The sequence below is a fragment of the Citrobacter sp. A316 genome (assembly GCF_002042945.1).
In the GTDB taxonomy this organism is placed as follows: Bacteria; Pseudomonadota; Gammaproteobacteria; order Enterobacterales; family Enterobacteriaceae; genus Citrobacter; species Citrobacter portucalensis.
The window spans coordinates 1-21,677 of record NZ_MVFZ01000015.1; the positions used below are offsets into that span (position 1 = coordinate 1).

Sequence of the window (21,677 nt, forward strand, 5' to 3'; positions counted from 1 at the left end):
CAGAATTTGCCTGGCGGCTGTAGCGCGGTGGTCCCACCTGACCCCATGCCGAACTCAGAAGTGAAACGCCGTAGCGCCGATGGTAGTGTGGGGTCTCCCCATGCGAGAGTAGGGAACTGCCAGGCATTAATTAAAGTGAAGAAGCCCATCCTGACGGATGGGCTTTTTTGCGTCTGTGCGGGATAAAAACCGCCGGATGCGGCGTGCCGCCTTATCCGGCCTACAGCCGTTGTTACCTGGGTGTAGGCGCTGATAAGCGCAGCGCATCAGGCACATCACGACACCGCACCATCGGGTGCAAAGCCATATTCTGAGCCTCCGTAACACAAGCCATCCTGCGGCATACGCGGTAAACCCCCAATATGAATTTTCTGTATTACCTCCCGAAAATATCAGGATCTCCTGCGACAGTTACGTGTACCTTTATCTATTAGTAAGGGTCTATCCGGAGAATAAAGTGTTCGGAAAAATGGTATTAAACTACATGCCGGGACTGAAAAATTTATTAGCGTACGATAAAAGCTGGCTAAAATATGATGTTAAAGCCGGGTTATCCGTTGCTGCCGTAGCACTACCGGTTGCGATTGCTTACGCTGAGTTGGCGGGAGTCGGGGCAATCGTCGGGTTATATTCCTGCGTTTTGCCAATGCTAGCTTATGCGCTGTTTGGTTCTTCCCGCCAATTGATTGTTGGCCCTGATGCCACGACCTGCGCGGTGATTGCGGCCGTTGTGGTTCCTCTTTCTGCCGGAAACCCAGAACTTCACTGGCAGTTAACAATCGTCATGACCGTGATGATGGGGGGATGGTGCCTGCTTGCCAGTAAATTTCGCCTGGGCGCGCTTGCTGACCTGCTTTCGCATCCCATTCTAACGGGTTTGCTTAACGGCGTTGCCGTGACGATTATTGTCGGGCAACTCGGTAAAGTGTTGGGGATTACGCTTGATGAAGAGCAAGTGATTGAGAAGATCATTGCCCTGCCAGGCCGACTCTCAGAAATTCATTTATTAACCTTAGGGATCTCCATCCTAACTTTAGCGATTTTAATTGCTATCAAAACGTTTCGTAGTCAATGGCCAGCACCGTTGATTGCTATTGTGATAACAACGGCACTGGTATGGATCACATCTGCGCAGCAGTATGGGATTGCTACTATTGGGGGATCGGGCTTCCAGCCTGGTTTGCCTGTCGTTCACTGGGGATCGTTTCAGCCTGGTCTGGCGCGTGATTTATTGATCCCTGCGCTGAACTTGGCATTAGTCAGTTTTGTTAGCCTGATGCTAACCGCTCGCAGTTTTGCCGCGAAAAATGGATACGAAATAAATGCTGATGCTGAGTTCAGGGCTTTAGGGGTCGCGAATCTGATGTCTGGCTTATCTCAGGGGTTTGCGATTAGCGGAGCCGATTCCCGGACTGCGGTAAATGATTCCTCTGGAGGAAAAAGCCAGCTGGTTTCCGTTGTTGCAGCCTTAATCATCGGAATCGTTGTAGTATTTTTCACGCAGCCATTACCATTTATTCCGGTATCTGCATTAGGTATTGTTCTAATTTATGCATCGTGGTCATTGATTGATTTACGCGGACTCTGGAATCTGAGACGAAGAAATAAGTCCGCATTTCGCCTGGCATTCTTCACCTTTGGTTGTGTTCTGATTATTGGTGTTATTCAGGGGATTGGCCTTGCGGTATTGCTGGGTCTGTTGCAGTTCCTGCGCACAGTTTTTCGTCCTACTGAACACTTATTGGGAATTGACGAAAATGGGATGATTCACTCATTAGGTAATTCAACTGATGTGAAAATGATCCCTGGCGTGTTGATGTACCGATTTAACTCACCGCTGACCTATTTTAATGTGGCCTATTTTAAGCGCCGTGTTTTAAATTTAGTCGATGGTGCAGTACTACAACCTAAATGGGTGGTCATTGACGCCGTTTCTTGCTTTACCTATTCAGATATCAGCGTTCTGGCAACCATTAATGAGTTAAAACGGGACCTGAATGGGCGGCAGATTAAGTTAATTCTTGCGGGCCGGAAAACGGAGTTAACACGCTGGTTTAAGGAGAGTCGACCGACAATGAAAGACGACGACATGATTCTGGCACCAGACCTTTATTTGGCGCTCCGGTTCATTCAAAGCAAAGAAAGCATGAGTGAGGATGAATCTGGCGTTGTTGAATAAAGCAGATTTAGGTAAGTGATCAGGCTGGATGGAAGGGTTGGGGGCGGATTTTTCATCCAGCAGGACCTGACATCGACCGGAACCCCAAGTTACTAAAAGGGGGAACAGCATCCGCGCGGGGACGGTGAGTTCCCCGGCAGAGCATTGATATTGGCAAGCTACCTGAAATATAAGCAGTGTGACTGTTGTTAACCTTACGCAGTGAATGCGACAAATCACTTAAATGCTATCCTTCCCATTGCTGGCTTCAAGCTCCCGAATCAGGCGCTTGTTGATCTTGCCGACGCTGGTTTTGGGAATATCTGGGACTATCCTTATCTGTCGTGGGATCGCCCATTTAGTGATGTGGCCGCGGTCGACGAATCCTTGTAGATGTGCCGCTATGGTCTGCGGCTCCAGGTCTTCCCCTTCCTTGCACACCACCAAAGCCAGGGGGCGTTCGCCCCACTGTTCATCAGGTATCCCGACGACGGCTACCGACCTGACCGCCACGTGTGAGCTGATGAGGCTCTCCAGCTCCAGCGTGCTTATCCACTCACCGCCTGTCTTGATTACGTCTTTGATGCGATCCTTGATTTCTACTATCCCATGGGGATCGATAGAGGCTATATCGCCGGTGTGCAGCCAACTGCCATTCCATAGCTCAGCCCCTTTTTCGGGTTCCTTCAGGTAGCCCTGAGTCAACCAAGGGGCTCGCACCACTATTTCGCCCAGGGTTTCTCCGTCGTGCACCACCTCCCGGCCTTCACTATCGACGATACGCAGATCCACCAACGGGACAGGCAGGCCGGTCCGAATCCGCAGGGGTAACTGTTCATCCATGGGAAGGGCCAGCTCGGCATCGCTTAAGTGGGTCATACAGAGCAGGGGACAGGTCTCAGACATGCCATAGCCGGCGTGAATGCGTATGCCTCTATGGTGGGCTTGTGTCGCCAGTCCAAGGGACAGTGAACTGCCACCCAGCAACATCTTCCATCTCGATAGATCGGTCTGTGTGGCTTCGTCGCACTCAAGGATCATCTGCAAAATGGTTGGTACACAGTGCGAGAAGGTTACACCCTCATCGTGATACAACCGCACCAGCTTGTTGGGTTCGTAACGGCCGGGGTATACCTGCTTCACGCCCAGCATTGTTGCGACATAGGGGGCGCCCCAGGCATGCACGTGGAACATAGGAGTGATCGGCATGTAGACATCGTGCGATCGTAGCAGCGACTGTCCCTCGTGGGCTGCCAGGAGGCCCAGCTCATTGAGCGTGTGCAGGACCAGCTGGCGATGGCTGAAGTAGACACCCTTGGGATTCCCCGTGGTTCCTGTGGTGTAGAACAAGGTAGCTATCGAGTTTTCATCGAAGTCGGGGAAGTCAAAGCGATCCCCCGCTGAGGCCAGCAGGGTCTCATATTCCCCTTGCACAGGCAGGTTGGTCGCCTTCGATTCTTCGTCGCTAAGCTGGATGTATCCCCGGGCAGTGGTCAGCGTCTCTGCCAGTGACTCGACAACCGGTAAGAAGTCGTCGTGCACCAGTACCAGGTTGTCCTCGGCATGATTCATGGTGTAAGCGATTTGGTCCGCCGAGAAGCGGACGTTCACCGTGTGTAGCACGGCGCCAATCATGGGCACCGCGAAGAAGCACTCGAGGGCGCGATGGCTGTCCCAATCTAGCAGGGCGACGGTGTCCCCAGGCATGACACCGGCCGCTGTCAGCATGTTTGCCAGGCGATGGATGCGCAGTTTGAGGGTGCGATAGTCGTAACGCAGTTTATCGGCGTAGACGATTTCTCGCTCTGGATGAGAGCGCCCACCCGACAGCAGTAGGCTCTTGATCAGCAGCGGATAGGCATGGGCTCCCTGCGCTGACTGTATGATTCTTGTTTTCACCATCCAGATTCCTCGTTGACTCACTATTTGCTCGGTATGATGGCAATTGTAGATGAAGGTTGGCCTTTGCTCCCTGGCGTTTGCTTCAGATGTCGAGGCGGCGCACCAACTCCAGCCCCTGGGGATGAATGTGCGTACCCTGTAACGCCATCTGGAAGAGAGCGGTGCGACCTGGCGCTTCCGCAACAGTATTGTGCCCAAGGTTGTTCAGATATGGCCTACGGTTAAGCACGCCAGAAAAAGAGGTGTTCCTGATACCGCTATATTTTTTACAGTACCATCGTGGTGCCAGTGAAAGGTTTAAGTGTCGTGATGAGGTAGGGTTGGAGTCGCTGTGGACAAAACAATCAGAAATCTGGCGGACCCCAGAAAGCAAAAAACCAGCCCTAAGGCTGGTTTTTCTAAATAGTGGTGCCCGGACTCGGAATCGAACCAAGGACACGGGGATTTTCAATCCCCTGCTCTACCGACTGAGCTATCCGGGCAACGGGGCGCATTAAACCGTATTCACGTCTGTCAGTCAATCAAATTTCTGGAAACATTGTTCAACCGCTTAATATTGCGGCAATCCGCATGGTTGTGCCTGAAGTTTGCACAAATCTTTCCGACAGATGCGACGAAAACAGATAATGCTCACTTAGGTTAGTGCACCGCCCATTCGGCACTGGGCAAAGCGCAGGATATCTTCAGCCAGACGGTGTGCCGTTTCGACATCAGCATGGCTACGATTAACCAGCATGCGGCTCAGGCAGCCCTCCAGCACCAGTTCCATCTGTTTGGCGACCATTGCCGGGTCGTCAACTTCCAGCGTCGTCAGCAGTTCATGGGTGAAGTCATGTGCTGCCTTTTTTTGCTGATCGGCTAACTGATGGATCGGATGCCCGGGATCAGGGTAAAACGTACAGGCGGCGATGAACAGACAGCCGGGATAGCGATTATTGCTCACGCATTCGGACAGCGCAGTGTAGCGCGCCAGTAATTTCTGCTCAGCGCTCAGCGTGTCATCCAGCAAAAGCTGACGCCGCCAGATATCCACCCGCTGGCTGAGGTAACGTAACGCATCGTACAGAATGGCCTCTTTATCGGGCCAAAAGCGCTGCAGTTCATCCAGAGGATAATCGATACGTTCGGCCACCATTTCCAGCGTGGTATTGGCTATCCCTTGCACCTCAAGTAATTTCAGGGCTTCTCCCAGGACATCTTCACGTTGCACGGTATTCTCCTCCGTATTTCCTGTTGCAAGTGTCGCTCACGGTTGGCGATCGCGCAAATGTGCGCTGAAGGTCGCGGCATCCATAAAGCCCGTAACCCGAGCTTCCGGGTGCTCTTTCCCCTCGGCATCAAAGAACAAGATAGTCGGCAAACCTAAAACCTGTAGATGTTTTAGCAAAGCGACATCCTGGGCATTGTTTGCCGTTACATCCGCCTGCAACAGCACTGTGTCGCCTAGCGCTTGCTGAACCTGTGGATTGCTGAATGTATACTTCTCAAACTCTTTACAGGCTACGCACCAGTCGGCATACAGATCCAACATCACGGGCTTGCCTTTGGCTTGCGCCAGAGCCTGATTTAACGCATCCACCGATGCCACTGGCGTGAAGTTAAGGTGTGTCTGGGTTTGAGCATGCGGCGCGCCGAACGCCCAGTCCTGCAATGGACGCACGCTTACCAGTGCTGCGGCTAACAGGACAATCTGTGCGATACGCATCCAGGCGTGCTTTGCCTGTAGGCTGGTGATGAACGCCCAGCCAAAGAACGCGACGCCTAACAGTGACCATAAGCGAACGTCCCACTCGTCGCCAACGATACGTTCGAGTAAGAAGACGGGAAGCGCCAGAATGACAAAGCCAAAAGCGGTTTTGACATGTTCCATCCATGGGCCACTTTTAGGCAGCAGGCGGTTGCCAAATACGGTAATCAGCATCAGGGGTAATCCCATCCCCAACGCATACAGATACAGTGTGCCGCCTCCCAGCCACATGTTCCCGCTCTGAGCGATATACAGCAAAATCGCGCTTAGCGGGGCCGTTGTGCAAGGAGAACAGATGAGGCCAGCAATTGCCCCCATCGCAAAGACGCTGCCGGGAGATCCACCTTGCTGGCGGTTACTCATTAGCGTGAGACGCGTTTGCAGCGATGAAGGCAGTTGCAGTGTGAACAGGCCAAACATCGACAGAGCCAGCAGCGTAAAGATGACGGCAAGGCCAATCAGGACGTAGGGATGCTGAAGCGCTGCCTGGAACTGTAAACCGGCGGCTGCAACAACCAAACCCAGCGCGGTATAGGTGAGCGCCATCCCTTGAACGTAGATAAACGTCAGCAGCAGTGCCCGTCCGGTTGATAAGCGTTGCTTACCACCCAGTACGATACCGGAAATCAGTGGATACATCGGCAGTACGCAGGGCGTAAATGCGATACCAATTCCGATCAGCAATGCCCACAGCGCGGAGAAGGGGAGTTGGGCCGTGGGCTGCGGTTTCTCTTGCGGATCTGCAGTGGCTGGGGCTGGTGCAGGGGCTGCCGCGGAACCGGCAGACACTTCACTTAATGGCACCGTTTTTGTTTCTGGTGGATAGCAAAATCCGGCGTCGGCGCAGCCCTGGTATGTGATCGTTAATGTTGCGCCAGACTTAGCCTGATTGACCGTGATCGGGACAGCCAGCTGTTTACGGTAAATCTCACTTTTGCCGTAAAACTCATCTTCATGCCAGACGCCTGGCGGCAGTTTTACCTCGGCAATATCGGCCTGAGATGGCGTAATGCTTATTTGTTTGCGATACAGATAGTAGCCATCTTTAACCTGCCATGTGAGGTTTAGATCGTGTTGGTTTTGCTGAAAATCAAAAACAAACGCCCGATCGGCAGGAACAAACTGCGAGCGGCCAGGCGCGTCAAATAATCCGGCAAAGGTAGATGTGCTGCACAGCAGCAGGATCAGCGTAAGGATGCGTTGAGCCATGAGCGGTAATCAAAGTCTCCGTGAGTGACGGGTAAAACCAGAAGTTCAGGCGTTTGATACGGATGATGTGACTTCAGGCAATCGAGAAGGGCTTGCTGGTGTGTGACGGTGGTTTTTAAAATCATCTGGACTTCATATTCCTGTTCCAGTTTGCCTTCCCAATAGTAGAGGGAGGTCGCACCGGGTAGCAGGGTCACGCAGGCAGCCAGCTTTTCCGCCAGCACTTTGGCGGCGAGATCCTGGGCGGTTGCTTCATCCGGAGCGGTACAGAGCACCACAACGGTATCGGGGATGGCAATATCCTGACTCTTTACATCAAGCATAAACACCTCGAAAGAACAGAGTAACCAGCAAAAGAATGGTCACTATACAACGGACGAGGGAAGGATGTTAGTTAAAGCGGGGTGGGGAGGAGGAACTGCAGGGCGCCCAGGCACCCTGCAGGAAAAACTTACAGCATGAAGCTGCCCAGCAAGAAGCCGAAGCAGACAGCCAGAACCACACCCAGGGTGCCTGGGATGAAGAACGGATGGTTAAAGACGAATTTACCGATGCGGGTTGTACCGGTGTCATCCATCTGAACTGCCGCAACCAGAGTTGGGTAGGTTGGCAGAATGAACAGGCCAGAAACAGCTGCGAAAGACGCAACAGCGGTCAGTGGGGAAACGTTCAGAGCCAGAGCCATCGGCATCAGTGCTTTAGCGGTTGCAGCCTGAGAGTACAGCAGCGCAGAAGCAAAGAAGAAGATGACAGCCAGCAGCCACGGATGACCCTGAATTACGCTACCTGCAGTATCTTTGATCCAGTCAATGTTGTGAGATACGAAGGTATCACCCAGCCATGCAACACCCAGGATACAAATACAGGCGCTCATACCGGCTTTGAAGGTGCTGGAGTTCAGGATGGAGTCAGTTTCAACGCGGCAGACGATCGTGGTCAGCGTTGCGACGCTCAGCATGATGATCAGAATTGCGTTGGTGGTGTTCATCAGCGGTTTAGCGACCAGGCCAAGGCTTGGGCTGTTGATGATGGCGTATACAACGACGCAAACCACGCCCAGCAGGAACAACCAAACGGAGGTTTTCGCGCCAGCTTTGATTTCAACTTGTCTTTCACCGCGCAGTTCAACCAGGCCTTCTTCCAGACGCTTACGATAAATCGGGTCGTCAGACAGTTTGGAGTTGAACAGTGCAGTGATCAGGAAGGACATAACCAGAACAGCCAGCAGGGTGGACGGAATGACCACGGACAGCAGGTGAATGTAGCTGATGCCATGACCTTCCATTACAGAAGACATGTAAACTACGGCTGCGGAGATTGGAGAAGCCGTAATTGCAATCTGTGCAGAAACCACTGCGGTAGAGAGCGGGCGGCAAGGTTTGATCCCTTGTTCCTTCGCAACTTCAGCGATAACCGGCAGCGTTGCCAGAGAGATGTTGCCGGTACCTGCGAAGATAGTCAGGAAATAGGTCACGATAGGTGCAAGGATCGTGATGTATTTCGGGTTCTTACGCAGCAGTTTTTCAGTTTGATGAACCAGATAGTCCAGACCACCTGCAATCTGCATAGCTGAAATGGCAGCGATAACCGCCATGATGATGGAAATAACATCGAACGGGATATTACCGGGTTTTACGCCGATAGCGGCGAGAACCAGGACACCCAGCCCACCTGCAAATCCAATACCGATACCCCCAAGTCTGGCACCTAAAAAGATTGCCAGCAAAACGATGATAAGTTCTAAAACTATCATATTAGCCTTCCTTGTTGTTTAACAAGTTGATATTAAATTGTTGTTTTTAAGTAACTTCGAGTAAGAAAAAAGGCACGTCATCATGACGTGCCTTCTCCGGTACTACCCTACACGATTACTGTTCGCTTTCATCAGTATAACGTTTTGCTTTATAAGCAGGGTGCATCAGGTTCTGTGCAGAGAAGATATCGTCCAGTTCAGACTCGGTCAACAGACCGCGCTCAAGGACAACTTCACGTACGCTCTTACCGGTTTCGGCACAAATTTTACCGACGATGTCGCCGTTGTGGTGACCGATGAACGGGTTGAGGTAAGTAACGATGCCGATGGAGTTGAATACAAACGCTTCACAGACTTCTTTGTTAGCAGTGATACCACTAACGCATTTTTCCAGCAGGTTGTAGCAAGCATTGCTCAGAATGTGAATGGATTCAAACATTGCCTGGCCAATGACCGGCTCCATTACGTTCAGCTGCAGCTGACCAGCTTCAGATGCCATGGTAACAGTGATGTCGTTACCGATGACTTTGAAGCACACCTGGTTTACTACTTCCGGAACGACCGGGTTCACTTTAGCTGGCATGATAGAAGAACCAGCCTGCAGTTCCGGCAGGTTGATCTCGTTCAGACCCGCACGCGGACCAGAGGAGAGCAAACGCAGGTCGTTACAGATTTTGGACATCTTCACAGCCAGACGTTTCAGTGCGCCGTGCACCATAACGTATGCGCCACAGTCAGAAGTTGCTTCAATCAGGTCTTCTGCCGGAACACAGGCGAAGCCGGTGACTTCAGCCAGTTTCTGTACTGCCAGCGGAGAGTACTCTTTCGGCGTGTTCAGACCAGTACCGATTGCAGTCGCGCCGAGGTTAACTTCCAGCAGCAGCTCAGCGGTACGGCTAATGTTTTTCACTTCTTCTTTCAACAGTACGCTAAAAGCATGGAATTCCTGACCGAGGGTCATCGGTACAGCATCCTGCAGCTGGGTACGACCCATTTTCAGGATGTCCTGGAATTCAACAGCTTTTTTCTCGAAGCCTTCACGCAGCTGGTTCAGTGCATCAATCAGTTTGATGATGGATGCGTATACAGCGATACGGAAGCCAGTTGGGTATGCGTCGTTGGTAGACTGACATTTGTTAACGTGGTCGTTCGGGTTCAGGTACTGATATTCACCTTTCTGGTGACCCATCAGTTCCAGACCGATATTGGCCAGAACTTCGTTGGTGTTCATGTTGACGGAGGTACCCGCACCACCCTGGTAAACGTCTACCGGGAACTGATCCATGCATTTTCCGTTATTCAGGACTTCATCACACGCCGCGATGATGGCATTTGCCACACTCTTAGGAATGGTTTGCAGCTCTTTGTTGGCCATTGCCGCTGCCTTTTTAACCATTACCATACCGCGAACAAATTCAGGAATATCGCTGATTTTGTTGTTGCTAATGTAGAAGTTTTCAATCGCTCTCAGAGTGTGGACACCGTAGTAGGCGTCCGCTGGAACTTCCCTGGTACCCAACAAGTCTTCTTCGATACGAATGTTGTTTAACATGTGAACCTTCTTTTTCAAGCTGCCAATGATTTGACTAAACACACAGGATATATGTGATTTCGATTGTTTCTCGACCGACGATTATCCCCTGCATCGGTCTGATACCCGAGATCATATGCTGGTTAAGGATTTCTACCGTAATCTGGATCACTTAAAGCGTGGAATTTACCCCTTATTTATTATTCTGTGAAATGGATCACCCCTTTGTGATTAACCCCAAATATTAGTGTACAAGCCACTTGAAATTTTGCTAACCACCACAATATCAAATCGATGCGATTAACATAATTTTTCGAACAGAAGTTGAACAAAACGGCTGTTATTAACAGGAGATCCCTTTGCGCTGGATACCATTACTTGCCATTTTTCTCTATGTTTATATAGAGATATCCATTTTTATTCAGGTTGCCCATGTGATGGGTGTCCTGATGACGCTGATTTTGGTTATTTTTACGTCGGTTATCGGTATGTCTCTGGTTCGTAATCAGGGATTTAAGAACTTTTTACTGATGCAACAAAAAATGGCGGCTGGTGAAAGTCCGGCTGCAGAAATGATCAAAAGTGTATCGCTGATTATCGCTGGCCTGCTGTTGGTGCTGCCTGGTTTTTTCACCGATTTCCTCGGTCTTCTTCTTTTATTACCCCCGGTGCAAAAACATCTGACGATGAAACTGCTGCCACATTTACGTTTTTCGCGTATGCCTGGCGGTGGTTTTAGCGCCGGAACGGGTGGCGGTGAGACTTTTGATGGTGAATTTCAGCGCAAGGATGACAAGCACGACAGCATCGAACATAAAGACGATCGTCGGGATTAAGCATCAGTATGAAGGCCGGATAAGCGTTAGCGCCATCCGGCAATAGTATTTATAGGCCGGATGATGGCGTCAACGTTGCCTTATCCGGCCTGCGGGGTAAAAACAGCCACAGTCCTGCCAGCATAATCAACGCGTACAGGCTCTTCCAGCCGACCATCGCCAGTAGCAGTAGGCACAGCAGACCTCCAATGACCGCCAGTGCGCGATAATGCCCTTTCAGTAATCGACACCCCGCCAACATGCACAGCAAATAAATCATAATAAAGATGCCGTTGGCGTAGACGATTAACGCATCGAGATTGATTTGCAGCATATAGATGCACAGAGTACTGACTACGCAGCAGCCCAATACGGCGTTTAGCGCATTGCGCGGAAGGTGGCGGGGGGACAGGCGAGCCAGATAACTCTCCGGCTTATACTGCGCTTGCGACCAGACCAGTCGGGCGAAACTTTGAATATAAATGTTGAGGCTGGCAAAACAGGCCAGATAACCAATGATGCAGGCGACCCACAGTGCCTGCACACCAAACAGTTGCACGACGATTTCTGGCAGCGACGCTGCGGCCGCCATTTGCTCGCCATAGGCACCAAAATGGAGAACGACGACGGTGCATGCCCAATAAACAGACCCTGCCAGCAGCAGGCCAATCATCAGTGCGCGTGGGAAGTCTCGTTCCGGATTTTTGAATTCAGACGCCAGGTGGGCAAACGCTTCAAGGCCGACAAAACACCAGAACATCACCGACAGCGCGGCGAACAGGCCGGGAAACTCGATATCGGTAATCGCAGGGAAGGGGATTTCGCCTGGTTTCAGATCGCCTGCCCACCAGATAGCGACTATGAGGGCAACAATCAATCCGGCAATGACCGTTTGCAGATTAGCGCTTGAGCTTGCGCCGCGGGAGCCGATGTACCAAACCAATGCCAGCGTACCGAGCTCAGCCAGCAGAAGCTGCTCGTCATGCCAGCCAAACATCGCCTGACCGAATCCGGCGGCGATATGCAATGCTGCAGGCAAACCGACAGGAATGACCGACAAAAATAACCATCCGGTGACGCGCTCCAGACGTGAACCAAAGGCCATGCCGACAAAATGTGCCACACCGCCTGCACTGGGAAAATGACGCCCCAGTACGGCGAAGACAATCGCCACGGGAAAGACCAAAACAATCAGCGCCGGCCATGCCCACAGGCTGTTGTTGCCCGCAACCAGTGCGGCCAGCGCGGGGACGGCAAAAACGCCTGTACCTAACAATGATGTCGACAACAGGCCAACGCCCTGAGCCAGTCCCAGCTCTTGTTTCAGTCCGCTCATAAATTGTTATCCGGTTATGCCCATTGACCGGGCTACAGCGCAGATTTTTGATGGTATCACAATCAGATTTGCTTATGACGACGTGGCTGAAATCGTTATGAAATGTGAGGTGCGTCGGCGTTTTGACGGGATTTTCTGCTGATAAAAAATTTTTTTCGCTTGCCCCCTTGAAGGCACAAAACCCCATCCCCATCTCTCTGGTCACTAGCCGGGAAACCGTTTACGGGCCGGCGTCACCCATAACTGATAAAGACTTTCTCAAAGGAGAGCTATCAATGAGTATTCGTCCGTTACATGATCGTGTGATCGTCAAACGTAAAGAAGTTGAATCAAAATCTGCTGGCGGCATCGTACTGACTGGTTCTGCAGCAGGTAAATCAACTCGTGGCGAAATCATCGCTGTCGGTAAGGGTCGCATCCTGGACAACGGTACCGTACAGCCGCTGGACGTGAAAGTCGGCGATATCGTTATTTTCAACGATGGCTACGGAGTTAAATCTGAGAAGATCGACAATGAAGAAGTGTTGATCATGTCTGAAAGCGACATCCTGGCAATTGTTGAAGCCTAATCCGCGAACGACACTGAACATACGAATTTAAGGGAAAGAGAAAATGGCAGCTAAAGACGTAAAATTCGGTAACGACGCTCGTGTGAAAATGCTGCGCGGCGTAAACGTACTGGCAGATGCAGTGAAAGTTACCCTCGGTCCAAAAGGCCGTAACGTAGTTCTGGATAAATCTTTCGGTGCACCGACCATCACTAAAGATGGTGTTTCCGTAGCACGTGAAATCGAACTGGAAGACAAGTTCGAAAACATGGGTGCGCAGATGGTGAAAGAAGTTGCCTCTAAAGCGAACGACGCTGCAGGTGACGGTACCACCACCGCAACCGTACTGGCTCAGTCCATCATCACTGAAGGTCTGAAAGCCGTTGCTGCGGGCATGAACCCGATGGATCTGAAACGTGGTATCGACAAAGCTGTCGCTGCTGCTGTTGAAGAACTGAAAGCACTGTCCGTACCGTGCTCCGACTCTAAAGCTATTGCTCAGGTTGGTACCATCTCCGCTAACTCCGACGAAACCGTAGGTAAACTGATCGCTGAAGCGATGGACAAAGTCGGTAAAGAAGGCGTGATCACCGTTGAAGACGGTACCGGTCTGCAGGACGAACTGGACGTGGTTGAAGGTATGCAGTTCGACCGTGGCTACCTGTCTCCTTACTTCATCAACAAGCCGGAAACTGGCGCAGTAGAACTGGAAAGCCCGTTCATCCTGCTGGCTGATAAGAAAATCTCCAACATCCGCGAAATGCTGCCGGTTCTGGAAGCTGTAGCGAAAGCAGGCAAACCGCTGCTGATCATCGCTGAAGATGTTGAAGGCGAAGCGCTGGCAACTCTGGTTGTTAACACCATGCGCGGTATCGTGAAAGTCGCTGCGGTTAAAGCACCTGGCTTCGGCGATCGTCGTAAAGCAATGCTGCAGGATATCGCAACCCTGACCGGTGGTACCGTTATCTCTGAAGAGATCGGTATGGAGCTGGAAAAAGCAACTCTGGAAGATCTGGGTCAGGCGAAACGCGTTGTTATCAACAAAGACACCACCACCATCATCGATGGCGTGGGCGACGAAGCTGCAATCCAGGGTCGCGTGACTCAGATTCGTCAGCAGATCGAAGAAGCAACTTCTGACTATGACCGTGAAAAACTGCAGGAGCGCGTAGCGAAACTGGCAGGCGGCGTTGCAGTTATCAAAGTTGGTGCTGCGACTGAAGTAGAAATGAAAGAGAAGAAAGCCCGCGTTGAAGATGCCCTGCACGCTACCCGTGCTGCGGTAGAAGAAGGCGTGGTTGCTGGTGGTGGTGTTGCGCTGATTCGCGTAGCGTCTAAAATTGCCGGCCTGAAAGGTCAGAACGAAGACCAGAACGTAGGTATCAAAGTTGCGCTGCGCGCAATGGAATCCCCACTGCGTCAAATCGTACTGAACTGCGGCGAAGAGCCGTCTGTAGTGGCTAACACCGTGAAAGCTGGTGACGGTAACTACGGTTACAACGCTGCAACTGAAGAATACGGCAACATGATCGACATGGGTATCCTGGATCCAACCAAAGTAACTCGTTCTGCTCTGCAGTACGCGGCTTCTGTTGCGGGTCTGATGATCACCACCGAGTGCATGGTTACCGACCTGCCGAAAGGCGATGCGCCTGACTTAGGTGCTGCCGGTATGGGTGGTATGGGTGGAATGGGCGGCATGATGTAATTGCCCACCCCCTGCATCCTTCAGGCTGCAGATGCGTTGGCTGCGTTTGCTAACCCCAGTCACTTACTTGAGTAAGCTTCTGGGGATTAACAAACTGGCCGCCTTCCTGCAACCAGAATGATTTGGGTGCTCATCTCCCAGAATTGAGAAACCCTCGGGCAGAAATGTCTGGGGGTTTTTCTTTTGGTCATCTTTTTAGTATATGATTCAGCTACGGACATAACGTCCAACTAATTGATTATGGGGAATGACATGCACGTGAAATATTTAGCAGGGATCGTTGGTGCCGCGCTACTGATGGCGGGTTGTAGCTCCAGCAATGAACTGAGTTCAGCCGGGCAAAGCGTACGCTTCGTCGAAGACAAGCCTGGCGCAGAGTGCCAATTGATAGGCACTGCAACCGGTAAGCAAAGCAACTGGCTTTCTGGCCAGCACGGCGAAGAGGGCGGCTCAATGCGTGGCGCAGCAAACGATCTGCGTAACCAGGCTGCGGCAATGGGCGGTAACGTGATTTATGGCGTCAGCAGCCCATCACAGGGAATGCTGTCCAGCTTTGTTCCTACCGCCAGTGAGATGATTGGACAGGTTTATAAGTGCCCTAACTGATTACACTTCATCCTTCAACCAGCCTCTTTGTTGGCTGCGCTGTGAAACCCCAGTCACATAGTTATCTATGCTCCTGGGGATTTTCTTCGCTTGCCGCCGCGATGCAGATTGAATGATTTTGTGTAATAAAGTGGCCTGGACAGGCTCATACAATCGTAGGCCTGATAAGCGCAGCGCCATCAGGCATTCTGAGTCTTATGCGCAGACTGAACGCGTAAATGATGCAGCGCGCGCAGGCACTGATCCTGATTGAGCTTTTGTGTCTTATCACCCGTCAACGTTCTGACAAACACCTGGCACGGTACACCGGCAAGTTTTTTCAGCCGCGGGCTGAAGTCGAGAAGACGGCGAGTAATGGCTTCGGCTTCTTTGCTACCGGAAAGGGCGCGAGTTTTCACTACCGAACCACAGAACTGAGCTTTTCCTTTATCATCCGTATAGAGGTAAATAACTGCCAGATAATGATTAAACAGGTTATGTTTCCATTCGGGGTGTGTATAAGCGTCGTATTCCAGATTGTCGTTTTGCTGACAATCAACATCGTACAGCGGCAGGAAATCCAGCAGCGATGTTATTCGTAACGCGAGTTCTCGCATGCCAGCATTATTTATTGCGTGAATAATTGCATGTGCCAACACCTGAATCTGTAATTCATTAACCCGTAATTCGTCTGTTTTCCCGTCATGCAGCGTCAGAGAAAATGCTAAGTTTTCCCCTTTGTCATCCACTAACATCAGTGAATTTATGCGACGGTTAATATCCGCATTTTTTAGTTCGTCCTCCTGAATTAATGGAATATTTTCGTGCATTTTTTTGCTGGCTTTTTCGCATTCTTTCTCATATTGCGCACGCTCGTTTTCGCTAAGCTGATGTTTAGCAGAGAGCCTGCTTTCCAGGGCGATAAGCAAGTCTCTTAACCCAAGCGGAGAAAGAAAAAACAACGATTCCTTATTTCTTGGCTCTTTTATCTTTAATGCCAGAGCAATGAATTCATTCTTTTGGCGAATCACGCCGGTATTAATACCCTTAATACTTATAGCCATAACAGGTTCTCCCTAACCATATATTTATTAATATTCTGCATTTGAAACTATTGATAAAATCTACGAATGAATAATTTAACAGAGCTAATTAAAATAGCACAGATTAAAAGTGTGACTCCACTTGCGGGGATTTAAATAATAAGTAATCGTGGAGAGTGTCCGGAATCGGACACTCAATAATGGTTATTGTTGGCGTAACTGCAGGTCCAGCGGCGTTTTACTTGGCTCTCCGCCAATTTCTCGCGCCAGTTTGGGGACCATGTAACCGGAAACCAGCGTTAGCAGTTCACGCATAATTTGACGCGCTTCATCATCGCTGACCATAAAGTGGGCGGCACCCTGCACTTTATCCAGCACGTGCAGGTAATAGGGCATCACACCCGCATCAAACAGTGCGTTGCTAAGGTTGGCGAGCGTTTGTGCGTTATCGTTCACACCACGCAGCAATACGCTTTGGTTGAGTAGCGTAACGCCCGCGGCGCGCAGACTGCTCATCGCCTGGCGAAACGTCTCATCAACTTCATTGGCATGGTTAATGTGATTGACCAGCAGAATCTGCAAGGAGGAGTGTGCAAAGCGCTCGACCAGTCCTTCTGTAATGCGAGCCGGGATAACAATCGGCAAACGGCTGTGAATACGCAGACGCTTAATGTGCGGAATAGCTTCCAGTTGCGTGAGCAACCAGTCCAGTTCGTGGTCCTTGGCCATTAACGGATCGCCACCGGAGAAGATGATCTCATCCAGCTCAGGATGCGCGTTAATGTAGTCGAGGGCGACCTGCCAGTTGCGCTTATTGCCCTGGTTTTCGGCGTATGGGAAGTGGCGGCGGAAGCAATAGCGACAATTTACCGCGCAACCGCCTTTGACCAGCAGCAGTGCCCGATTGCGATATTTATGCAGCAGACCGGGAACCACGCTGTGCTGTTCTTCCAGCGGATCGGTCGAGTAGCCAGGTGCGGCAACAAACTCTTCCTGTGAGGTAAGCACCTGACGCAAAAGCGGATCGTCCGGGTTGCCTTTCTCCATGCGGGCAATAAACGCGCGCGGCACGCGCAGGGCGAAAAGCCGTCTCGCGTCGCGTCCGGCCAACAGTTTTTCATCTGCGTCTATATTCAAAAGATGCAGAAGTTCATCAGGATCGGTCACAACATCGGCAAGTTGCGATAACCAATCTTCTCTGGATGGGGTATTTAGGGTTACAATATGCGCCATTTTGTGGCTTAGCTACCAGTTAACAATTTTCAGAGGGCCTTATGGCAACGTACTATAGCAACGATTTTCGTGCTGGTCTTAAAATCATGTTGGACGGCGAACCTTATGCGGTTGAAGCCAGCGAATTCGTTAAACCAGGTAAAGGTCAGGCGTTTGCGCGCGTTAAGCTGCGTCGCCTGCTGACCGGTACTCGCGTAGAGAAAACCTTCAAGTCTACTGACTCCGCTGAAGGCGCAGACGTAGCCGACATGAACCTGACCTTCCTGTATAGCGACGGTGAGTTCTGGCACTTTATGAATAACACCACTTTCGAACAGCTGGCTGCAGACGAGAAAGCGGTAGGCGATAACGCTAAATGGCTGCTGGACCAGGCTGAATGCATCGTGACCCTGTGGAACGGTCAGCCGATCTCCGTAACTCCGCCGAACTTCGTTGAGCTGGAAGTTGTTGAAACCGACCCAGGTCTGAAAGGCGATACCGCTGGTACTGGCGGCAAACCGGCTACCCTGTCTACCGGCGCAGTCGTTAAAGTTCCGCTGTTCGTACAGATCGGCGAAGTGATCAAAGTGGATACCCGCTCCGGCGAATACGTTTCTCGCGTAAAATAAGTCTTCTATTTGATCTTATGGCGCAGGTTGCTGCGCCATACTTTTTCCAGGGCAGGAATGATGAAACGTCTTCTCGGTCTTGTAATACTACTCCTTTTCACCAGCACCCTCCTGACGGGTTGCAATACCGCGCGCGGCTTCGGTGAAGACATCAAACATCTTGGCAATTCAATCTCTCACGCCGCCAGCTAATCCTTTCATATAGTCTTAAAAACGGTTGTTTATCCATCACACTCCCAGATCTTGTCTATTATTAAGTAGCTATACACAAACAATATTGGCTAGAAAAGGAAGACGTTATGGTTAAGAAGACAATTGCTGCGATCTTTTCTGTGTTGGTTCTTTCTTCAGTGTTGACTGCGTGCAATACAACAAAAGGTGTTGGGCAGGATATCTCTGAAGGCGGTAGCGCAATCTCTGGTGCAGCGACAAAAGCTCAGCAATAATCATGAACGGTACGACGTCGTGTCGTACCGTTAATCTCCCTTCCCAGGGAGTGAAAGGAACGGCGAGAAGCGGTTCCCCAGGTGCAGTTTCATACGGATATTCCGCTTATAGGTGTAGACCGTTTTGCCATGAATGCTGAGCGCGGCGGCAATGGCATTGTTACTCACACCATCCATCCACATTGATAATACTTTCTCCTCTTGCGGCGTAAGCAAAGGCGTGGCGTTTTTGGCTATTTCTAATGCGGGGCGAACCTGAAGCGCTTCCTGAATTGTGTGGGAGAGTGTGTTCAGCGTGGTGTGCTTGGTTAAGACCGAATGGGCGACGGATTGAGAGGGCACGATAGGGGCATGCTGTCTGTCTGCTGATTGCAGTAAAATCAGTGGGATGACGCCACAACTCATAAAAAAAGGTTTAATTGGCGGACTGGAGTGCGTCTCGCTAATAAAACTGTATAAATCCGCGATCACCAGATGCGGTTTCCATTGCAAAATATGCTCTTTTGCTAACAGGAGATTATTGATTCCTGATACCAGAAATGAAGAGCTGAACCTGCCAGAATGATTAAGCAAGGCCTCTATCCCTGTGCGGGTAAAGTGGCACCGGTCAATCACTAAAATTTTAAGCATAAACGTTTCGCATTCAGAAGAGGAGCAATCGACTTTCTGGTTTCAGAAAGCCCTTCATCATAGAGAACTCCGATGAGTGCCAAATGCGGGAACTACGCCGCTAATTATGCTTAATTCTTGCTTTTAGCAGGCAGTGAATAAAAAGGTTGAAATTCATTTTCTTCCGGGCAAAAATGCCATTTCACACATCAGCTTTGTAGGACGACCTGCAAACGCTTCTTTCACCGGGGACGGCCCCATAGTTCTGGAGCCTGATATGTCCTGGATCGTTTTATTAATTGCAGGTTTGCTCGAAGTCGTCTGGGCGATTGGCCTGAAATACACCCATGGTTTTACGCGTTTGACGCCAAGCATCATCACTATTGCGGCTATGATCGTCAGTATCGCCATGCTCTCCTGGGCAATGCGCACATTACCTGTAGGAACCGCTTATGCGGTCTGGACCGGTATTGGTGCTGTTGGGGCGGCCATTACAGGGATTTTACTGCTGGGTGAGTCTGCCAGCCCGGCGCGTTTGCTGAGCCTTGGGCTGATCGTTGCTGGCATTATTGGTCTGAAGCTGAGTACTCACTAAGCGCCAGGCTGTTTCACCCAAATAAGTTTATTCACCTCAAACCCTTCCCGGGTCGCGATGGCTAACATTTGCTGTTTCATTTCATCTGAAATAGTCGGGGTCCGTGAAAGGATCCACAGGTAGTCGCGATCCGGACCGCAAACCAGTGCGTGACGATATTCCCGGTCGAGTGCAATTACGTTATATCCGCCATAGAAGGGGCCGAAGAACGAAACCTTAAGCGCGGCTCTGCTTGGATCTCCAGTGAAATAGGCTTTCCCTTCCGTTTTCTGCCACATCTCCCTGTCAGGGTTATAGCCTTTATTGATCACGTTGATGCCGCCGTCGTCGCGCAAACTGTACGTTGCGGTCACTTTATCCAACCCGCGCTCGAAACGATGGTCGAAACGCGCTATTTCATACCAGGTGCCCAGATAACGTTTGGCATCAAAGTTGTTCACCACGGTAACGCCTTTCGGCGGTGTCGGGGAACTACACGCGACAACCAGAAATGCAGCCGTAACTGCAGCAACGACGGGCAAAATGCGCATGGGATTTTCCTTGCTGTATTTTTGTTAAGTGTAGATGACAACAGGAAAAAAAGAGAAAGAAAGGAGGCCCAATATCCTGGGCCTCCTTGTCAGTTATTGCAGTTTTTCAAGAATACGCCAGGCTGCATCGACGCGGGCAGGGTTAGGATAGCTTTTGTTTGCCAGCATCACGATGCCAAGGTTTTTTTCTGGAACGAAGGCAACGTAGCTGCCAAATCCACCAGTGGATCCCGTTTTATGTACCCATGAGGCTTTCACTGCGGGGGCGGGCGGGTTTACCTCAACGGCGGGAAGCGCTGCCAATGCCACTTTGCTGTCGCTACCGTTGATGATCGAATCAGCTTTCAGCGGCCAGTTCAGCATCTCCCAGCCTAATCCCTGGTACATATCGCCAATACGCCAGTAGCGAGACTGCGCAAGCTCAATGCCCTGCTGGAGTGTTTTCTCCTGAACCTGGCTGGCGTCCATGTTGGCCTGAACCCAGCGGGCCATATCAATAACGCTGGATTTCACACCATAGGCTTCGGCGTCAAGTTGTCCCGGAGAAACGTGTACGGGCTTCCCTTCGCGATAGCCCCAGGCATAATCTTTTTGTTCGCTTTGCGGGACCGTAATCCAGGTATGCGCCAGTTTTAATGGTTGCAGGACGCGTCTGGTCATCGCCTCTTCGTAGCTCATACCTGAGGGTTTCACCGCCAGCGCGCCAAACAGACCAATGCTGGAGTTAGCGTAAAGACGCTTAGCGCCCGGAGTCCATTGTGGCTGCCAGTTTTGATAAAAGCGCAGTAATGCGGCTTTATCCGTAACGTCATCGGGGATCTGCAGCGGCAGGCCACCTGCCGTATAGGTGGCTAAGTGCAGCAGGCTGATACCCTGCCACTGTTTGCCTGTCAGTTCTGGCCAGTATTTCGTGACCGGATCGCTGAGCTTAATTTCGCCGCGGGCGATAGCGTCGCCGCCCAACACGCCGTTAAACGTCTTACTGACCGACCCTAGCTCAAACAGCGTTTGCTGCGTGACTGGGTGGTTATTGGCGATATCGGCTTTACCCCAGGTGAAATAATAGGGTTTACCCTGGTAGATAACCGCAACGGCCATACCCGGAATAGCCTGCTCCTGCATCAACGGGGTGATGGTGTGATTAACGATATCGGCAATCTGTTGTTCTGTTTTTGCGGCGGCAAACGTGGAGAAAGAGGCTGTCAGCAGCAGAGCGCAGCATAACGATTTTTTCATCATGAAATCAGTTCCGTAATTAAAAGCGAAAGGGTGTCCGGGCCCGTCAGACGCAATCAGTGTGTTTGATTTGCATCGTGTTGAC

At 51.0% G+C, this 21,677-nt stretch carries 21 protein-coding genes, 1 tRNA gene and 1 rRNA gene; 10 read left to right on the plus strand and 13 right to left on the minus strand.

What is annotated here, in order from left to right; translation table 11 throughout:
• Positions 1 to 9: 9 nt before the first annotated feature.
• Positions 10 to 125: ribosomal RNA gene (gene rrf, locus BZK41_RS17720) — 5S ribosomal RNA — on the plus strand.
• Positions 126 to 457: 332 nt separating this feature from the next.
• Positions 458 to 2,179, plus strand: a complete 1,722-nt coding sequence (locus BZK41_RS17725; protein ID WP_079939023.1) for a SulP family inorganic anion transporter — start codon at positions 458 to 460, stop codon at positions 2,177 to 2,179.
• Positions 2,180 to 2,398: 219 nt separating this feature from the next.
• Here the strand turns inward: BZK41_RS17725 and BZK41_RS17730 are convergent, their stop codons facing one another.
• From BZK41_RS17730 to aspA, 7 genes are all read right to left on the minus strand, one after another.
• Positions 2,399 to 4,060: a fatty acid--CoA ligase gene (locus tag BZK41_RS17730; RefSeq protein ID WP_079939024.1), complete on the minus strand. Its 1,662-nt coding sequence runs from the start codon at positions 4,058 to 4,060 to the stop codon at positions 2,399 to 2,401.
• 406 nt (positions 4,061 to 4,466) lie between these two features.
• Positions 4,467 to 4,542 (minus strand) — tRNA-Phe (locus BZK41_RS17735).
• Between the two features lie 152 nt (positions 4,543 to 4,694).
• The gene (locus BZK41_RS17740) at positions 4,695 to 5,270 is read right to left on the minus strand and encodes a transcriptional regulator (RefSeq protein WP_008785982.1); all 576 of its coding nucleotides are present in this window, start codon (positions 5,268 to 5,270) and stop codon (positions 4,695 to 4,697) included.
• A gap of 36 nt (positions 5,271 to 5,306) precedes the next feature.
• The gene (locus BZK41_RS17745) at positions 5,307 to 7,016 is read right to left on the minus strand and encodes a protein-disulfide reductase DsbD (RefSeq protein WP_079939025.1); all 1,710 of its coding nucleotides are present in this window, start codon (positions 7,014 to 7,016) and stop codon (positions 5,307 to 5,309) included.
• Positions 6,992 to 7,339 carry a divalent cation tolerance protein CutA gene (gene cutA, locus BZK41_RS17750; protein WP_079939026.1) on the minus strand — a complete coding sequence of 116 codons (348 nt, stop codon included), beginning with the start codon at positions 7,337 to 7,339 and terminating at the stop codon, positions 6,992 to 6,994. Before cutA ends, BZK41_RS17745 begins: the two co-directional genes overlap by 25 nt.
• A gap of 128 nt (positions 7,340 to 7,467) precedes the next feature.
• Complete coding sequence (gene dcuA / locus BZK41_RS17755; RefSeq protein ID WP_003025449.1) at positions 7,468 to 8,769, minus strand: anaerobic C4-dicarboxylate transporter DcuA; 1,302 nt, start codon at positions 8,767 to 8,769, stop codon at positions 7,468 to 7,470.
• Positions 8,770 to 8,884: 115 nt separating this feature from the next.
• Positions 8,885 to 10,321, minus strand: a complete 1,437-nt coding sequence (gene aspA / locus BZK41_RS17760; protein ID WP_048215096.1) for an aspartate ammonia-lyase — start codon at positions 10,319 to 10,321, stop codon at positions 8,885 to 8,887.
• Between the two features lie 338 nt (positions 10,322 to 10,659).
• On the opposite strand from aspA, the gene BZK41_RS17765 reads away from it, so the two are divergent.
• Positions 10,660 to 11,136 (plus strand): FxsA family protein, encoded by a 477-nt coding sequence (locus BZK41_RS17765; RefSeq protein ID WP_079939027.1) that lies wholly within the window; start codon positions 10,660 to 10,662, stop codon positions 11,134 to 11,136.
• A 49-nt stretch (positions 11,137 to 11,185) separates the two neighbouring features.
• Here the strand turns inward: BZK41_RS17765 and yjeH are convergent, their stop codons facing one another.
• Complete coding sequence (yjeH, locus tag BZK41_RS17770) at positions 11,186 to 12,451, minus strand: L-methionine/branched-chain amino acid transporter (RefSeq protein WP_079939028.1); 1,266 nt, start codon at positions 12,449 to 12,451, stop codon at positions 11,186 to 11,188.
• 275 nt (positions 12,452 to 12,726) lie between these two features.
• Between yjeH and BZK41_RS17775 the strand changes: the two genes are divergently transcribed.
• The 3 genes from BZK41_RS17775 (at position 12,727) to BZK41_RS17785 (ending at position 15,313) form a co-directional block, all read left to right on the plus strand.
• The gene (locus tag BZK41_RS17775; RefSeq protein WP_000027827.1) at positions 12,727 to 13,020 is read left to right on the plus strand and encodes a co-chaperone GroES; all 294 of its coding nucleotides are present in this window, start codon (positions 12,727 to 12,729) and stop codon (positions 13,018 to 13,020) included.
• Between the two features lie 43 nt (positions 13,021 to 13,063).
• Positions 13,064 to 14,707: a chaperonin GroEL gene (gene groL, locus BZK41_RS17780; protein WP_003830576.1), complete on the plus strand. Its 1,644-nt coding sequence runs from the start codon at positions 13,064 to 13,066 to the stop codon at positions 14,705 to 14,707.
• Between the two features lie 252 nt (positions 14,708 to 14,959).
• Positions 14,960 to 15,313 (plus strand): DUF4156 domain-containing protein, encoded by a 354-nt coding sequence (locus BZK41_RS17785; protein ID WP_003025468.1) that lies wholly within the window; start codon positions 14,960 to 14,962, stop codon positions 15,311 to 15,313.
• 179 nt (positions 15,314 to 15,492) lie between these two features.
• On the opposite strand, the gene yjeJ is transcribed toward BZK41_RS17785, so the two are convergent.
• Together yjeJ and epmB are read right to left on the minus strand one after the other, a co-directional pair.
• Entirely contained in the window at positions 15,493 to 16,356 is an 864-nt protein-coding gene (yjeJ, locus tag BZK41_RS17795) for a YjeJ family protein (protein WP_079939030.1), read from the minus strand.
• Between the two features lie 183 nt (positions 16,357 to 16,539).
• Entirely contained in the window at positions 16,540 to 17,568 is a 1,029-nt protein-coding gene (gene epmB, locus BZK41_RS17800; protein ID WP_079939031.1) for an EF-P beta-lysylation protein EpmB, read from the minus strand.
• Positions 17,569 to 17,609: 41 nt separating this feature from the next.
• On the opposite strand from epmB, the gene efp reads away from it, so the two are divergent.
• The 3 genes from efp (at position 17,610) to ecnB (ending at position 18,622) form a co-directional block, all read left to right on the plus strand.
• Entirely contained in the window at positions 17,610 to 18,176 is a 567-nt protein-coding gene (efp, locus tag BZK41_RS17805) for an elongation factor P (RefSeq protein ID WP_003025478.1), read from the plus strand.
• Between the two features lie 57 nt (positions 18,177 to 18,233).
• Positions 18,234 to 18,368: a lipoprotein antitoxin entericidin A gene (gene ecnA, locus BZK41_RS17810; protein ID WP_079939032.1), complete on the plus strand. Its 135-nt coding sequence runs from the start codon at positions 18,234 to 18,236 to the stop codon at positions 18,366 to 18,368.
• A gap of 107 nt (positions 18,369 to 18,475) precedes the next feature.
• Positions 18,476 to 18,622, plus strand: a complete 147-nt coding sequence (gene ecnB / locus BZK41_RS17815; protein WP_016151395.1) for a lipoprotein toxin entericidin B — start codon at positions 18,476 to 18,478, stop codon at positions 18,620 to 18,622.
• A 30-nt stretch (positions 18,623 to 18,652) separates the two neighbouring features.
• Here the strand turns inward: ecnB and BZK41_RS17820 are convergent, their stop codons facing one another.
• Positions 18,653 to 19,252, minus strand: a complete 600-nt coding sequence (locus tag BZK41_RS17820) for a LuxR C-terminal-related transcriptional regulator (protein ID WP_003830562.1) — start codon at positions 19,250 to 19,252, stop codon at positions 18,653 to 18,655.
• Positions 19,253 to 19,508: 256 nt separating this feature from the next.
• Between BZK41_RS17820 and sugE the strand changes: the two genes are divergently transcribed.
• Positions 19,509 to 19,826, plus strand: a complete 318-nt coding sequence (sugE, locus tag BZK41_RS17825; RefSeq protein WP_000118520.1) for a quaternary ammonium compound efflux SMR transporter SugE — start codon at positions 19,509 to 19,511, stop codon at positions 19,824 to 19,826.
• Here sugE and BZK41_RS17830 read toward each other — a convergent pair.
• A complete protein-coding gene (locus BZK41_RS17830) occupies positions 19,823 to 20,356 on the minus strand; it encodes a lipocalin family protein (protein WP_001221666.1) in 534 nt (177 codons plus the stop codon). The two genes, sugE and BZK41_RS17830, sit on opposite strands and share 4 nt — an antisense overlap.
• 93 nt (positions 20,357 to 20,449) lie before the next feature.
• Complete coding sequence (blaCMY, locus tag BZK41_RS17835) at positions 20,450 to 21,595, minus strand: CMY-2 family class C beta-lactamase (protein WP_079939033.1); 1,146 nt, start codon at positions 21,593 to 21,595, stop codon at positions 20,450 to 20,452.
• Positions 21,596 to 21,677 lie beyond the last annotated feature (82 nt).